The 13,868-nt window shown below is 43.2% G+C and carries 18 protein-coding genes; 12 read left to right on the top strand and 6 right to left on the bottom strand.

Annotated features, from left to right (window positions below; all coding sequences use genetic code 11):
- Positions 1-106: 106 nt before the first annotated feature.
- A complete protein-coding gene (locus ACFS5N_RS01295; protein ID WP_377181405.1) occupies positions 107-607 on the bottom strand; it encodes a GNAT family N-acetyltransferase in 501 nt (166 codons plus the stop codon).
- Positions 608-771: 164 nt separating this feature from the next.
- Here ACFS5N_RS01295 and ACFS5N_RS01300 point away from each other — a divergent pair, with 164 nt between their 5' ends.
- The 9 genes from ACFS5N_RS01300 (at position 772) to ACFS5N_RS01340 (ending at position 6,984) form a co-directional block, all read left to right on the top strand.
- On the top strand, positions 772-1,857 hold the full coding sequence (locus ACFS5N_RS01300; RefSeq protein ID WP_377181407.1) for a Glu/Leu/Phe/Val family dehydrogenase: 1,086 nt from the start codon (positions 772-774) through the stop codon (positions 1,855-1,857).
- 68 nt (positions 1,858-1,925) lie between these two features.
- Positions 1,926-2,873: a transcription antitermination factor NusB gene (gene nusB, locus ACFS5N_RS01305; protein ID WP_377181409.1), complete on the top strand. Its 948-nt coding sequence runs from the start codon at positions 1,926-1,928 to the stop codon at positions 2,871-2,873.
- Positions 2,874-2,882: 9 nt separating this feature from the next.
- Complete coding sequence (locus ACFS5N_RS01310) at positions 2,883-3,299, top strand: DUF1573 domain-containing protein (protein WP_377181411.1); 417 nt, start codon at positions 2,883-2,885, stop codon at positions 3,297-3,299.
- A gap of 2 nt (positions 3,300-3,301) precedes the next feature.
- Positions 3,302-3,625: a preprotein translocase subunit YajC gene (yajC, locus tag ACFS5N_RS01315; protein WP_377181413.1), complete on the top strand. Its 324-nt coding sequence runs from the start codon at positions 3,302-3,304 to the stop codon at positions 3,623-3,625.
- Positions 3,626-3,757: 132 nt separating this feature from the next.
- Complete coding sequence (locus ACFS5N_RS01320; protein ID WP_377181415.1) at positions 3,758-4,705, top strand: CdaR family protein; 948 nt, start codon at positions 3,758-3,760, stop codon at positions 4,703-4,705.
- The gene (gene coaE / locus ACFS5N_RS01325; protein ID WP_377181417.1) at positions 4,705-5,301 is read left to right on the top strand and encodes a dephospho-CoA kinase; all 597 of its coding nucleotides are present in this window, start codon (positions 4,705-4,707) and stop codon (positions 5,299-5,301) included. The genes ACFS5N_RS01320 and coaE overlap by 1 nt, the downstream gene beginning before the upstream one ends.
- A gap of 101 nt (positions 5,302-5,402) precedes the next feature.
- Positions 5,403-6,353, top strand: a complete 951-nt coding sequence (locus ACFS5N_RS01330; protein WP_377181419.1) for an MBL fold metallo-hydrolase — start codon at positions 5,403-5,405, stop codon at positions 6,351-6,353.
- Complete coding sequence (locus tag ACFS5N_RS01335) at positions 6,350-6,508, top strand: DUF5522 domain-containing protein (protein ID WP_377181422.1); 159 nt, start codon at positions 6,350-6,352, stop codon at positions 6,506-6,508. The genes ACFS5N_RS01330 and ACFS5N_RS01335 overlap by 4 nt, the downstream gene beginning before the upstream one ends.
- Positions 6,509-6,537: 29 nt before the next feature.
- Positions 6,538-6,984 (top strand): MarR family winged helix-turn-helix transcriptional regulator, encoded by a 447-nt coding sequence (locus tag ACFS5N_RS01340; RefSeq protein WP_377181424.1) that lies wholly within the window; start codon positions 6,538-6,540, stop codon positions 6,982-6,984.
- A 12-nt stretch (positions 6,985-6,996) separates the two neighbouring features.
- Here ACFS5N_RS01340 and ACFS5N_RS01345 read toward each other — a convergent pair whose 3' ends face one another.
- From ACFS5N_RS01345 to ACFS5N_RS01365, 5 genes are all read right to left on the bottom strand, one after another.
- Positions 6,997-8,229 carry an RNA polymerase sigma factor gene (locus ACFS5N_RS01345; RefSeq protein WP_377181426.1) on the bottom strand — a complete coding sequence of 411 codons (1,233 nt, stop codon included), beginning with the start codon at positions 8,227-8,229 and terminating at the stop codon, positions 6,997-6,999.
- Positions 8,230-8,250: 21 nt separating this feature from the next.
- Positions 8,251-8,610 carry a YciI family protein gene (locus ACFS5N_RS01350; RefSeq protein ID WP_377181428.1) on the bottom strand — a complete coding sequence of 120 codons (360 nt, stop codon included), beginning with the start codon at positions 8,608-8,610 and terminating at the stop codon, positions 8,251-8,253.
- 129 nt (positions 8,611-8,739) lie between these two features.
- Positions 8,740-9,147 carry a transcriptional regulator gene (locus ACFS5N_RS01355; protein WP_377181430.1) on the bottom strand — a complete coding sequence of 136 codons (408 nt, stop codon included), beginning with the start codon at positions 9,145-9,147 and terminating at the stop codon, positions 8,740-8,742.
- 95 nt (positions 9,148-9,242) lie between these two features.
- Positions 9,243-10,052: an alpha/beta hydrolase gene (locus ACFS5N_RS01360; protein WP_377181432.1), complete on the bottom strand. Its 810-nt coding sequence runs from the start codon at positions 10,050-10,052 to the stop codon at positions 9,243-9,245.
- Positions 10,042-10,617 carry a phosphatase PAP2 family protein gene (locus ACFS5N_RS01365; protein ID WP_377181434.1) on the bottom strand — a complete coding sequence of 192 codons (576 nt, stop codon included), beginning with the start codon at positions 10,615-10,617 and terminating at the stop codon, positions 10,042-10,044. Before ACFS5N_RS01365 ends, ACFS5N_RS01360 begins: the two co-directional genes overlap by 11 nt.
- A 173-nt stretch (positions 10,618-10,790) precedes the next feature.
- Between ACFS5N_RS01365 and glmM the strand changes: the two genes are divergently transcribed.
- From glmM to ACFS5N_RS01380, 3 genes are all read left to right on the top strand, one after another.
- Positions 10,791-12,179, top strand: a complete 1,389-nt coding sequence (gene glmM, locus ACFS5N_RS01370) for a phosphoglucosamine mutase (protein ID WP_377181436.1) — start codon at positions 10,791-10,793, stop codon at positions 12,177-12,179.
- Between the two features lie 209 nt (positions 12,180-12,388).
- Positions 12,389-12,526 (top strand): hypothetical protein, encoded by a 138-nt coding sequence (locus tag ACFS5N_RS01375; protein ID WP_377181438.1) that lies wholly within the window; start codon positions 12,389-12,391, stop codon positions 12,524-12,526.
- A gap of 76 nt (positions 12,527-12,602) precedes the next feature.
- Positions 12,603-13,739 carry a cysteine desulfurase family protein gene (locus ACFS5N_RS01380; RefSeq protein ID WP_377181440.1) on the top strand — a complete coding sequence of 379 codons (1,137 nt, stop codon included), beginning with the start codon at positions 12,603-12,605 and terminating at the stop codon, positions 13,737-13,739.
- Positions 13,740-13,868 lie beyond the last annotated feature (129 nt).

Below are 13,868 nucleotides of genomic sequence, written 5' to 3' on the forward strand. Positions count from 1 at the left end.
CTGTCTAAATAGATATTCTTCATAGCCGTTAACTTTAGTCAACGGCTATGAGTTTTAATAGTACAATTACTTTGATAGTGAAATTTTTATGGCAATTTAGTTTGACTTATCGCTTCAAACTAAAAAAGGCCAGATCATCTTCGCCGCGCTTTAAATTACCTTCGCGCACCATTCCTGCTTTTTTCAGAACGCGCTGCGATGCCTCGTTTTCAAACGTAGTTACAGCCACTATCTCATTAACCGCCGGGTCAGTAAATCCGTGCGCTATAATGGCTTCTGCCATTTCAGTTGCTAGTCCGCGGCCCCAATATTTGTGGTCTATGCTGTAACCCAGTTCCATGATAGCATCGTCGCCATTAAAGGGCCTTAACAGACAGCTTCCTATAAAGTCGCCGCTGTATGCGTCAAATATGCCCCATACGCCACAAGTTTTAATCTGTTGATATTGGCTTAAGGCGATGTTGAATATTGTGATGCGCTCATCACGGCTGCGTTTCGGGATGTGTTCAATTACCCGCTCGTCGGTAAAATGATTGAGGTAGACGTCAAGTTCTTCGGGTTGAAACTCGCGGATAACCAGTCGGGGGCTTTGGGCGATGATTGTCATATTTCAAATTTACTTTTAAATATCAAATCATAAATTTTGAATGTCGAATATCGAAGTATAAAGTACCTCATCATTCATTATTCGAAATTCGATGTCCGATATTTTTAGCATCTACTTTGTTGCATAAAAAAAATAGCTACTTTTGTTACGCCTTTATACTAATAATGCCAGTCGCCAGGTCCACCGATTCTATATTTAGCCAGCTTGCAGATTGCGGGCATAAAAAAGTTGTATACTGCAGCGACCCTGAAACCGGGTTAAAAGCCATCATTGCTGTCCACAATACTGTGCTGGGCCCTGCTTTGGGCGGTGTACGCATGTGGACCTATAAAACTGAGGCCGAGGCTTTGGGTGATGTGCTGCGCCTGTCAAGGAGTATGACCTATAAGGCCGCCATATCGGGCCTTAACCTGGGTGGCGGCAGTGCCGTGATCATCGGCGATTCGCGTAAGGAGAAGTCTGAAGTTTTGATGCGTAAATTTGGCCGGTTTGTAAAAAACCTGAATGGCGAATTTATAGCAGGTGAGGATGTAGGCACCAATCCGCGCGATATGGAGTATATCCGCATGGAAACCGAGCACGTAGCCGGCTTGCCTGAAACGATAGGCGGCAGCGGAGACCCCGCGCCAATTGCGGCTATGGGTGTGTTTATGGGTATCAAAGCTTCGGTAAAAGAGGTGTTTGGCACTGACAGCCTTACCGGCAAACGCGTAATAGTACAGGGCATAGGCCACGTAGGTGAGCACCTGGTTAAGTTGCTGCGCGATGAAAACGTAAAGGTGTATGTAAGCGATATTAATGAGGACCGTACGCGCCAGGTATCAAAAAAGTATGGCGCCGAGGCGGTAGCTAATCACAGTATATTTGATATCGATGCGGATATTTATTCGCCTTGCGCATTAGGCGGAACTATTAATACGCAGACTATTAACAAGCTAAAATGCGGCATTATAGCAGGCTCGGCCAATAACCAGTTAGAGGACGAAGAGCAACATGGACAATTATTACTTGATAAAGGTATTATATTTGCGCCTGATTACGTTATTAACGCCGGCGGTGTTATTAATTGCTATTCTGAATTAATGGGTTTCACTAAAAAAAGATCATTGCAGTTAACCGAAAATATTTATGAGGCAACCCGGAATGTTTTAAGGCTCTCAAAAGCCGAAAATATTTCGACCATAATTGCGGCAAACAAAATCGTTGAAAAGCGTATTAGCAACATTGACAAGGTAAAATCGGGCTACTAAAAAAAAGACAATAAAATAAATTAAACATCAACCACAGGACCTGAAAAATCCTAAATCGTTCTTACAAAATGTTAAACAGAAGGCACCTACGGGTAAAAGTACTACAATCATTATACGCATACCACCAAACCAATGCGTCTAATATTAAACAACAGGAAAAAAGCTTGCTGGCAAGCATAGACGAGGTATATGAAATGTATATCTGGATGCTGTCGCTGATATCAGAAGTTGTTGATTATGCCTCAATTGATGCCAACGAGCGCGCAAATAAACATTTACCAACCAAAGAGGACCTTAACGCTAATCAAAAGATTTTAACTAACCGCTTTGCTGTTTCTTTGTTACAGAATAAAGAGTATTTAGCCGGGTTAAAAAAATACAAAGTTGAATGGTCATTTGAGCCCGAGTTGGTTAAGACCTTGTTTACCGTTCTGAAAAACTCGCCTGAGTATACTGAGTATCTGGATAAAACAGGCGACACCATCCAAACGGATAAAGACATCATCAAATTTATCTTCAAAAAAGTTATTCTCAAATCAACCCTGGCCGACCAGGTATTTGAAGAGAAATTTATTTTTTGGCCGGTAGATAAGGATGTGTTGCAGGCTTTGATAGCCAAAACATTCAAAAATTTTCAGTTTGATGAGCCTGAGAAAAATAAGCTGGCCGAGGTAACCGGTAATTGGGAAGAGGACAAAGAATTTATTGTAAAGTTGCTGGAAACTTCTATCCGTTATGACAAGGATTATCAGGAAATGATCACTGCCAAAACCCAGAACTGGGAGCCTGAGCGTATTGCAATGATGGATACCCTGCTCATGAAAATGGCCATTGCCGAATTTATTAACTTTAATTCAATCCCGGTAAAAGTTACCATTAATGAATACCTGGAGATATCTAAAGAATACAGCACACCAAAAAGTAACTCGTTTATAAACGGTATATTAGACAAAATTTTGGCTGAGCTTAAAGCTGAAAAGAAAATTAATAAAGTTGGCCGCGGACTAATAGAATAACAACGATATATGAAAAAAATGTTTTTTGCAGCTTTGATGGCGGGTACGCTGATGGCCTGTCACCAACAAGAAAAAAAAGCTGCTAATGTAAATTATACTACAGATGGCTCAGATATCAGATATGAAGCCTCAACTTATGATTTCGGTAAAATTAAACAGGGCGATAAAGTATCACACAGTTTTAAATTTACGAATACCGGAAAATCGCCGTTAATCATCACATCTGCGGTAGCATCATGTGGCTGCACAACGCCGGTTTGGCCAAAGTCGCCGGTTATGCCTGGCGATACCGGTTCAATTTCGGTTACTTTTAACAGCAGGGGCAAATCAGGTTTACAAGATAAGCTGATCACGGTAACTGCAAACACACAACCCGCACAAAGCATTGTGCACTTACTTGGCGAAGTACTTACACCTAACAAATAAAAATGACAGCACTTATTTTAGCACAAGCCGCAGGCGGCGGTTTTGATACCAGATTATTGATTGTATGGGGATTGATTATTGTGGTATTTTACATGTTTATGATCCGCCCGCAGGTAAAAAAACAAAAAGACCAGAAAAAATTTGCCGACGAGCTGAAAAAAGGTGATAAGGTGATCACCACTTCAGGTATGCACGGTAAAGTAATTGATATAGCAGATAACACTGTTTTATTAGAGACTGAAGGGGGCCACAAAATCAGGTTTAATAAATCGGCAATTTCTATTGACGAATCAAAAGCTTTGAACGCGCCCGTAGTAACTAAGTAAAACTAAAAGCATAAAGCTGAAAGGAGGAAGCTAAAAGATATTAAATCGCCTTTTAGTTTTCTCCTTTTGGCTTTTATCTTTATCAAAACATTGGCTTTTGGCTTTTTGCATTCAGCTTTTAGCTTCTTTTAAATGGCAATATTAAAATTATCGGCAGCAGAGCGCAGGCGCATATCGGCATTTTTTACCTGCCTGGTGCTGGCTTTAGTTGCATGGGTAATTACCGTATTGTCAAGCTCTTACAACTACACGGTAAAGGAAATCATCACTTTTAAAAATGCACCGCTTAAAAGAGCATTTCATTCATTACAGTCAGATACAGTGAATATTACCGTAAAGGGTACCGGCTGGCAAATGCTGCTGTCTAAAATTCGCGAGGCAAACCATCAGATAAAGATTGACTTAAGTCCGTTGGATTATGAGGATTTTGTAGTAGTAAGTTCACAACTGCCGGCCATAAATGCAGAAAAGGCTATTCATAACCAGATTATAGCCATCACTCCCGACACTTTGTATTTTGATTTTACCAACCGCAGCGTAAGGCGCGTACCTGTCAGGCTAATCAAATCCATTAAATATATGCCGCAGTTTACACAGTCAGGTTTATCTATTATTAAACCGGCTTACGTAACCATTAGCGGGCCCAGTAATTTAATTGATAAGATTGATGTTTGGCATACCGACTCGCTGGTGCTTAAAAACATCAATGAGGATGTAACTACTGCACTTAACCTGAGGGTACCTGCCGAAGGCAACATCAGCGTATACCCCAAAACAGTACAGGTAACTATTCCGGTTGAGGAATATACCGAGAAGACCCTGGAGCTCCCTGTGAAGCTGATTGGCAATGTCGACTATTACAATGTGAAACTGTTCCCCCAAAAAGTGAAGGTGACATTCACTACCTCGTTAAACCGTTATGCCGACATTGATGAAGAACTTTTTGAAGCCCAGGCCGATTTGAATTTGTGGCGAACGTACGGCATCAGTACTTTACCCGTAAAAGTTGTCCGCATGCCGGCTTTCTGTAAATTGGTGAGCGTTGAGCCTGGCAATGTTGATTTTATAGTTAAAAGATAATGCTCAGGATAGGTATCACCGGTAATATTGGTAGCGGCAAGACTACTGCAAGTAAAGTGTTTGAGGTGCTGGGTGTCCCGGTTTTTTATGCCGACGCAGCTGCCAAAACTATCATGACCGACGACCCGCAACTGGTTGCCGGTATCAAAAAAACTTTTGGCGACGAGGCTTATTTTACGGATGGCAGCCTGAATAGAAAATATATAGCCAATATAGTTTTTAACAATGACGCCGAGCTAACCAAACTGAATAACCTGACGCACCCCGCTGTTTTCAGAGCGTTTGATAACTGGGTGGCCGGGATCAATAATGTTCCGTATGTAGTTAAGGAAGCAGCACTGCTATTTGAAAGTTCATCTTATAAAATGTGCGACTACTCGGTGCTGGTAACCGCCCCGCTTGAATTGCGGATTGAGCGGGTAACCCGGCGCGATAATATTACCGCGGCCGAAGTGCAGGCTCGCGAAGCCAAACAATTTACCCAGGAAAAAAAGCGCGAGCTGGCCGATTATATCATTGAAAATGATGAAACGCAATTGCTGATACCGCAGGTGTTGGCATTGCATGAAACGTTTTTACAATTAGCAACACCATAAATAACCCATTGTCATCCTGAGCGTAGCGAAGGATCTTATACACTCTGCTTGTAAACTCAATAAGATCCTTCGCTACGCTCAGGATGACAATCTTGAATTTAATGAACATCCTCGACGATTTCATCACTATAAATCCTAATGGCATTTACTGCAAGTATGGCGATTTTTACCTTGACCCTCAGCAGCCGGTACAAACAGCTATCATCTCACATGCGCATGCTGACCACGCGGTAAGCGGTAATAAAGAAGTTTACTGCACGCAGCCCACTAAAGAGTTTATGTATCTGCGTTATCATCGCTCGGCAGCGCAGGCTTTTAATATTGCGGGATACCATCAGCCGTTTAAGATCAAGGATATTACGTTAACCTTTGTACCTGCGGGGCATATGTTAGGTTCAGCAATGATATTAATGGAATACGTAGGCGTAAGCTATCTTTATACTGGCGATTACAAAATACAGCCTGATGCCACCTGTGAGCCTATTGAATGGGTCGGAGCTGATGTGCTGATCACCGAAAGCACCTTTGCCGATCCGAACATTATCCACCCTAACCCGGTTAATGAAATAAAAAAGCTTAATAGTATTAAGAGCAATATACTTTTAGGCGCTTACGGCATGGGTAAAAGCCAGCGATTGATTCAAATGATCAACCAGTTTGCTCCGCAGAAAAAGGTGCTGGTGCACCATAAAATTATGCCCATAAACCAAATTTATGAGCGGCTGGGTTTTAAATTGGGTAAATACCAGCTTTACGGCCGTAAAATGATGAAAGCCCAGGATGAATTTGTTTATCTGGTACCGCCGTTTACTTTCAACAGCTACATCAAAGCAGTGGGGGTGAAGCGCCTGTTTGCGTCAGGCTGGAACAATTTGCAGGTAAACCAGAACGATACGCTTTTTATATCAGACCATGTTGACTGGAATGATATTTTAACGGCAGTCGAAAAAGTTAAACCGCAGCAAATATGGACCTTGCATGGAAATGGCAGACACCTCAAAGAACACTTTGGCTATAATATTGTAGTCAAAATATTGAATCAGACGCAATGAAAGAGGGTGAGGATTATTACATTAACGAAAGTGGCCTTTGGGTTTTAACTGAAGCCTATCATTTAAAACGTGGTTATTGCTGCGAAAACGGTTGTAAACACTGCCCCTGGGAATACGGAAAAACTAAAGAAGGTAGTAATTCAGAGAAAAAATAGGATATTTGTACTCTCAATAAATTTTGTTTATGCGGATAGACGACGAAATACACTCTAAGTTTGAAGATAACTACCAAAAGGCGGTTATCAATATCGCGTTTACAGACGGATGGTTAAGAAACACTTTTAACTGCCATTTTGAGCGTCATAACTTAACGCAGCAGCAATTTAATATTTTGCGCATACTACGCGGTCAGTACCCAAAGCCAGCCACCGTGAACCTGCTTAAAGAGCGTATGATTGATAAGATGAGTGATGCCTCACGTATTGTCGATCGGCTGGTTCAGAAAGAAATGATAACCCGCTGCACCAACAATAAAGATCGCCGCGCTGTCGACATCCGCATCAGCGAAAAGGGACTGGAGACGCTGGCGATTATGGACGAGGAATTTAAAACAAAAGATTTCGTTAAGAATAATCTTACTGACGAAGAGGCTGGTTTATTGAGCGATTTGTTGGATAAGCTGAGAGGGTAAACATATACGTTTTCAGGATAACAAAAGGGCGATTTTTCGCTTTATAATTGCCCTGTCTCCTTCAGCCTTTGCTAGTGCCAGCGCCCTTTCAAAATTCCCCTTAGCACGCTGCTTGTCAATCCCCAGATACAATTCACCCAATAACATAAAATAGAATTGGTTATCAGTAAGCGCTAATTTCTCTACTTCAACAATCGCCGCTTCATTTCCCTCAACTTTCGATAAAACATAAGCTCTATTCAATGCCGCAACAGGCGTGTAGGCTATCTGCAATAGCTGGTTGTATAAGCCTAACACAGTTTGCCATTGCTCGCGGGTGTTAAGCCTTTGTGTGCGCCAATAAGCAATGGTCGCTTCTAAATGAAATTGCGTCAGCTCGGTACCGGTAGCTGCACAATGCAGAAAATAAGCACCCTTGCTAATCAAATCAGTATCCCAGAGTGAAGTATCCTGGTCATCGTATAAAACCGGCTCGCCACTCGCGCCAACCCGCGCGTCAAATCGCGAAGCATGGAAACACATCAATGCCAATAGCGCATTTACCGGTGGTTTATTGGTTTCGGGGTTTTCAATAAGCATGGTGCACAATCGCATGGCTTCTAAGCAAAGATCTTTGCGCAGTGGGGTATTGCTGCTCGCGGAGTAATAACCCTCGTTAAACAGGAGATAAATGGTGGTGAGTACCGGCTTGAGTCGTTGATTAATTTCTATTGGGCCGGGCATCTCTATTTTGATGTTTTCCTCGCGAAGTTTTTGTTTGGCGCGGTAAAGGCGTTTATTAATGGTTTCTTTGTTAGACAGGAACGCGTCGGCTATTTCATCGATTCCGAACCCACAAAGAATACGTAGCGCCAAACCTACCTGCACTTCGGTTGATATCGCCGGATGGCAAATCGTAAACATCATCTGCAACTGGCTGTCATTAATACCTTGCGGCGACATGTCTGGTTGGTAGTTATAAAGCGAGGCTGCAGTGGTCTGAATTTCGGGAGTGATCTTGCTGGCAAATAAATTGCCCCGCCGCAACTGGTTCTTTGCCTTGTTTTTGGCGACGGTGTACAGCCAAGCCACTGGATTAGGCGGCAGGCCCTTAACAGCCCAGGTGTGACTAGCCGAGAAAAAAGTTTCGCTGGCAATGTCCTCGGCCAATTCAATCCGGTCGATGCCAAAATAGCGACAGAGTACCGAGACAATCTTACGGTACTCTGTCCTGAATAAATGCGGGATAAGTTGCTGATGCTCCATTACCGATAGCCGCGTTTAGTTTTACTGATGTACGCCGTCGTCGGTAGTTAATAAGCGTACCTCGATGGTATTGCCCGGGCCGCCTAAAATTGGGCTGCCTTTGGCAAATTCAACTGCTTCTTCAACCGAGTCGGCTTTTACAATAACGTAGCCCCCCAGGGTCTCCTTAATTTCTCCAAAAGGCCCGTTAGTAACCACGCCACCATGGTGTACTACTTTGGCGTTATCAAAAATAAGCCCCTGGCCCTTGCCGTCAAACTTGCCCTGGTCGGCAATGCCTTTGAGCCAGTCCATCGTGGCTTTCATCCAAATCTGCATTTGTTCGGGCGAGGCGATCTTACTTCCGTCTTCATGTCTGAAAATTAGCATGTACTCTTTCATGGTGTTTCGTTTTTATGTTAGTGGATAAATTGTTTGTACCCACACTACAAATACAATTCAGGATATTGGACATGTGTCCGAAATTTTATTTAACTGTCATCCTTCGCTACGTCCATGATGACAAAAAGGTCAATCAGCAATCCGCACCATACAAAGCATATCATTTTGCCCGATATACTGCTCAACGCAATAACCTTCAGGGTCGATATCCGGCAGCGCGATTAGCTGGCTAAAGGTTCTTTGTATGGAGGGGATATCCTTCATATAATCGCGAAGCGTAAGCGCGTGATAGTCGCCCTTTTTAAGTACAATAGTTTGCAGGCCATATTTTTCGGCTTCGCCGGATTCCATAATTTCGGCAGCTGCTTTGTACCGGATTATGCCACTTTCAGGGCGCGATAAACCGAAATACCGACGCACGGTAGTAAACGGGAAATACGAATGCAGTTTTTGGTGAGCAGCCAAAGCGCCGTCTGGAAATGAAGTAGCCTCGACATACATCACCCTAATGTCCTGATCAAATTTGATAGTTTCCATGGTCTGTTGTTTAATGGTTAATCAAATTTAGCTTGCGATTTTCAGCATCATAGGGGGATTAAGCGACAAGTTAGGGTGTTGAATGAGACAATCATTTATAGTCCGTCAACAAACCACCGATAAAACGCCTCAAAATCAATACGCCATTGTTTCTCGTCGTGCTTACCGCCTTTTGCCACAAATGGGGCTGGTATGTTTTTAGGGTTAATCTTTTTTTGCAGTAAAAGATCAACCATTTGGCTTATATATTCATTTTCATTACCCTCGGCATCACCATAGGCAAAAAAGAACCTGGTTTTTGGGTTGATGTTTTGCTTAGCAATGTCGTCATAAACAGGCTTTGCATACCAGTAAGCCGGCGAAAATAAACCGACAACACCAACTACATCACTATATTTTGCGGCGATATAGGTGCTGATCAAGCCCCCCATTGAGCTGCCTACTACAGCGGTGTGTTTAGCGTCGCTTAGTGTGCGAAAAGTAGTGTCTATATAAGTTTTGACATCTTTAACCACATAAGCGGCATAAATGGCTGCATCGTTGTCGCCGGCATACGGATTATATTCCTGCATACGCGCCGAAGTAATGCCTGATTGAATGGCCACTATGATGCACTGCTTATTGGTAGGCATGAGGTTAACCAGCGAATCGGCATACAGGCTTTCGTTGTTTTCAGCTCCCTCAATAAAGGCGGTCTGCCCGTCCTGCATGTAGATAACCGGGAACTTCTTACGTGTGTTCCAATAACTTGGTGGGAAGTAAATATGCAGCGTTCGCTGACGTTTCAGTTGTTTGATCTCGAGCTTAACAATGTCATATCTCGGTGTATCAATTGCGGTGGCAGCATACACCTGATCAGCCAGTGGCAGCAATAACAGCAATATGGCTATTAACCTAAATTTCATAGCGAAAATTAGGTTTTATTTTCCAGAAGGCCCAACCCAGCATTAAGCCGGTTAAAGTGCCGTATATGGCGCCGCAGGTAACGTCAATAGTGTAGTGCACACCCACATAAACCTGCGCAAAGCTTATTGCCGCAGCCCAGGCCAAACTTGCAGGCAAAACCCATTTGTATTTGCGGTAAAACACTATGCTTAAGAAAACTGCAATAGCAAAGTGGTCGCTGGCATGGCTGGAGGGGAAGCTGTAGCCCGTACCGCAAGGTACACGGCTAACAACGGTTGTTGCCATTGCCGGGTCATTACAAGGCCTTACCCGTTTATAAGCCGATTTAAGGATGGTAGCGCTGCCGAAATCGGCGACACCAAAGGTCAGCGCCAGCCCCACAATGATCATTGCTCCGCTCTTTTTATATCGCCAAAGGCAAAACACAAATATGAATACGTAAAGTGGTATCCATACCAGCCGGTTACGCAAAACAGGCATCAGCACATCAAAAAAGCCATTACCCAGGTCGTGGTTAATGAAATGGAACAAGTGCCGGTCAAGTTGCAGCAGGTAGTCGGGCATGGATGTTTTGTTGAGGATGGTAAAGATAGAAACAATCTTTTAGTATGTGTATATCAAGCATATGTTCTTGCCAGTGTAATCAACCCGCACAATTTTCAACAATGACTTTAATTTCATTAATCCTTCACTTAATATCATTAATTTCGCCGGATATTAACTATTAAGACAGGGTTTTGACTTTAATAAAATCAATTTCGGGTATACGCGGCACTATTGGTGGCGCTGCAGGCGATGGTTTAACACCATTGGATATAGTAAAATTCACATCGGCTTATGGCGCCTGGGCAGTTAAAAAAAGCGGTGTAAAGAAAATAGTAGTAGGCCGTGATGCCCGTATTTCAGGCAGCATGGTTAACAACCTGGTGCTGGGTACACTACAGGGGCTGGGCATTGATGTAGTTGACATTGGCCTGTCTACCACACCTACAGTTGAAATTGCTGTTCCGCTGGAAAAGGCGGCAGGCGGTATAATTCTGACTGCAAGCCATAACCCTAAACAATGGAATGCGCTAAAGCTGTTAAATGCTGACGGCGAGTTTATTAGTGATGCCGATGGTAAGGAGGTTTTAGAAATTGCCGAAAGCAGCGATTTTACCTATGCTGAGGTTAATGCTCTGGGCAAAGTAACTGCCGATGACAGCTACCTGAAAAAACACATAGACCAGATATTGGCGCTGCCATTGGTTGATGTTGCCGCTATTGCGAACGCAAATTTTAAGGTTGTTATTGACTGTGTAAACTCAACCGGCGGTATTTTTGTCCCTGCTTTACTGGAGGCATTGGGTGTTAATACCGTACATAAATTATACTGCGAGCCCGATGGCGAGTTTCCGCATAATCCTGAGCCGCTGCCTGAAAACCTGGTTGCGCTTTCAAAAGAAGTGTTGGCTAAAAACGCCAGCCTGGGCATAGCTGTCGACCCGGATGTTGACCGCCTGTGCTTTGTGTGTGAAGATGGTAATATGTTTGGCGAGGAATACACGCTGGTTGCCGTGGCCGACTATATCCTTAAAAGCAATAAGGGCAATACGGTTTCAAACCTGTCGTCAACCCGCGCCCTGCGAGACGTGACCGAGCAAGCCGGCGGCGAGTATCATGCCGCTGCTGTAGGAGAGGTTAACGTGGTAAACAAGATGAAAGAAGTTAAAGCTGTGATAGGCGGCGAAGGTAATGGCGGGGTAATTTATCCTGAGCTGCACTATGGCCGGGACGCATTAGCAGGCATTGCCTTGTTTTTAACGCATCTGGCTAAATATGGCAAGCCGATATCACATCTGCGTGCTTCTTATCCTAACTATTTCATCTCCAAAAATAAGATTACTTTGACACCGGAGATGGATATTGACGCCCTTTTGCTGAAGGTAGAGGCCAAATATCAGGATCAACCCCACTCAACTATTGACGGATTGAAAATTGAGTTCGACAAACAATGGGTACACCTGCGCCGTTCAAATACAGAGCCGATTATACGCATATATTCTGAAGGTGATTCAGAAACAGTGGCGAATAACCTGGCAAATAAGATTATTGCCGATATAAAAGAAATCTTACAACTACGCTAATTAGTGAATTAGTGATTGAGCGAATGAGTGAATGTTTTTGAATGAATGTTTTTTGTAGATTCAGAAACGGAAAATGAAGCTAAATCTGAATTCGTAGAGAAATTTCGTGACAGGACAAAGAAGTTTGTTGTCGATAACATTAAACTGTATCGCTTGTTGCCAAAAAAATATCTATTGTAGTTGAGGAGGCTGACGAAAGTCTTTTCTGGATGGAAATATTGATTGAAGCGGAAATAATAACAAAAGATAAAATAAGTGGGTTAATGACAGAGGTGATCGAAATATTAAAGGTCACGTCATCAGCCAGAAAAACAATAACTGATAAAACAAGTAGCGGTAAAGATTGAATTAGAGACGATTGTATTGGCGCTAAACAAAACATTCACTCAATCACTAATTCACTCATCCACTCATTAAAAAGCCATGCGTGTCTATTTAGATAACGCTGCAACCACGCCGTTGGATGCAGAAGTAATGAAAACTATGTGTAACGTGATGGAGAGCCATTATGGTAATCCGTCTTCTATCCATGCGCATGGGCGCGAGTCGCGGGCCTTGATTGAAAAGGCGCGTAAAACAGTGGCGAACCTGTTGCATACCTCGCCTGCCGAAATATTTTTTACCAGTAGCGGCACCGAGGCCGATAATACAGCCATCCGTTGCGGTATGATTGATAATGGCATTAAACACGCCATTACCACCCGCTTAGAGCACCATGCCGTATTGCATACCTTTGAGGCTATGGAAAAAGCCGGCGACATTAAAGTGAGTTACCTCGATGTCGATAGCAAAGGAAATATTGATTACAATCAACTGGAAAGCTTGCTGCAAAATAATGAGCGTAGCTTTGTGTCGCTGATGCAGGCTAATAACGAAATTGGTACGCTGACTGACATTGTACGCGTGGGCGATCTTTGCGAGCAGTATAACGCTATTTTTCATTGCGATACGGTGCAAACCATGGGGCATTACCCGCACGACCTCGGCAAGCTTAAAATTCATTTTCTGACCTGTGCTGCCCACAAATTTCACGGACCCAAAGGTGTTGGTTTTTTGTATATCAACCATAAAATAAAAATTAAACCTTTTATTTACGGCGGTGCGCAAGAGCGTAATATGCGCGGCGGCACCGAGAATCTATATGGCATCGTAGGCTTGGCTAAGGCTTTGGAGCTGGCTTATGCCCATATGAGCGAACATCAGGCGCAAATACAAAGTTTAAAAAGCTACATGATAGCGCAATTAAAGGCTGATATCCCCGGCGTTGAGTTTAATGGGGAGATTGCGCCTGATACCAGTTTGTATACGGTACTAAACGTTTCGTTCCCAGAAACAGACATGGCCGACATGCTGCTGTTTAATCTCGATATTGCCGGTATTTCGGCATCAGGAGGCAGCGCCTGCAGTTCAGGTACCGATATTGGCTCGCATGTGCTTACAGCTATAGGCGCCAGCAGTACACGTCCGTCTGTCCGTTTCTCATTCTCTAAGTATAATACTCAACAAGAGATTGATTTTGTGATGACTAAATTGAAGGATTTGTTTGCGGTAAAAGCATAATACCCACCCAATATTTCACTATCTGTCATTTTGAGCGGATGCGAGAAATCCATACATTGCACAGCAACACCATGATAAGCGCGTGTATAGATCTTTCGCGTTGGTCGAGATGACATTTTTGCTTAAATA

Source organism: Mucilaginibacter ximonensis (assembly GCF_042686265.1).
Lineage (GTDB): Bacteria > Bacteroidota > Bacteroidia > Sphingobacteriales > Sphingobacteriaceae > Mucilaginibacter > Mucilaginibacter ximonensis.

Excerpts from the sequence above, each read along its gene's own strand:
- coaE (WP_377181417.1), top strand. The coding sequence starts at position 4,705 with ATGCTCAGGATAGGTATCACCGGTAATATTGGTAGCGGCAAGACTACT.
- ACFS5N_RS01380 (WP_377181440.1), top strand. The coding sequence starts at position 12,603 with ATGCGTGTCTATTTAGATAACGCTGCAACCACGCCGTTGGATGCAGAA.
- ACFS5N_RS01300 (WP_377181407.1), top strand. The coding sequence starts at position 772 with ATGCCAGTCGCCAGGTCCACCGATTCTATATTTAGCCAGCTTGCAGAT.
- ACFS5N_RS01360 (WP_377181432.1), bottom strand. The coding sequence starts at position 10,052 with ATGAAATTTAGGTTAATAGCCATATTGCTGTTATTGCTGCCACTGGCT.
- ACFS5N_RS01295 (WP_377181405.1), bottom strand. The coding sequence starts at position 607 with ATGACAATCATCGCCCAAAGCCCCCGACTGGTTATCCGCGAGTTTCAA.
- yajC (WP_377181413.1), top strand. The coding sequence starts at position 3,302 with ATGACAGCACTTATTTTAGCACAAGCCGCAGGCGGCGGTTTTGATACC.
- ACFS5N_RS01355 (WP_377181430.1), bottom strand. The coding sequence starts at position 9,147 with ATGGAAACTATCAAATTTGATCAGGACATTAGGGTGATGTATGTCGAG.
- ACFS5N_RS01345 (WP_377181426.1), bottom strand. The coding sequence starts at position 8,229 with ATGGAGCATCAGCAACTTATCCCGCATTTATTCAGGACAGAGTACCGT.
- ACFS5N_RS01350 (WP_377181428.1), bottom strand. The coding sequence starts at position 8,610 with ATGAAAGAGTACATGCTAATTTTCAGACATGAAGACGGAAGTAAGATC.
- ACFS5N_RS01330 (WP_377181419.1), top strand. The coding sequence starts at position 5,403 with ATGAACATCCTCGACGATTTCATCACTATAAATCCTAATGGCATTTAC.
- ACFS5N_RS01365 (WP_377181434.1), bottom strand. The coding sequence starts at position 10,617 with ATGCCCGACTACCTGCTGCAACTTGACCGGCACTTGTTCCATTTCATT.
- nusB (WP_377181409.1), top strand. The coding sequence starts at position 1,926 with ATGTTAAACAGAAGGCACCTACGGGTAAAAGTACTACAATCATTATAC.
- ACFS5N_RS01335 (WP_377181422.1), top strand. The coding sequence starts at position 6,350 with ATGAAAGAGGGTGAGGATTATTACATTAACGAAAGTGGCCTTTGGGTT.
- ACFS5N_RS01375 (WP_377181438.1), top strand. The coding sequence starts at position 12,389 with ATGGAAATATTGATTGAAGCGGAAATAATAACAAAAGATAAAATAAGT.
- ACFS5N_RS01340 (WP_377181424.1), top strand. The coding sequence starts at position 6,538 with ATGCGGATAGACGACGAAATACACTCTAAGTTTGAAGATAACTACCAA.
- ACFS5N_RS01320 (WP_377181415.1), top strand. The coding sequence starts at position 3,758 with ATGGCAATATTAAAATTATCGGCAGCAGAGCGCAGGCGCATATCGGCA.
- ACFS5N_RS01310 (WP_377181411.1), top strand. The coding sequence starts at position 2,883 with ATGAAAAAAATGTTTTTTGCAGCTTTGATGGCGGGTACGCTGATGGCC.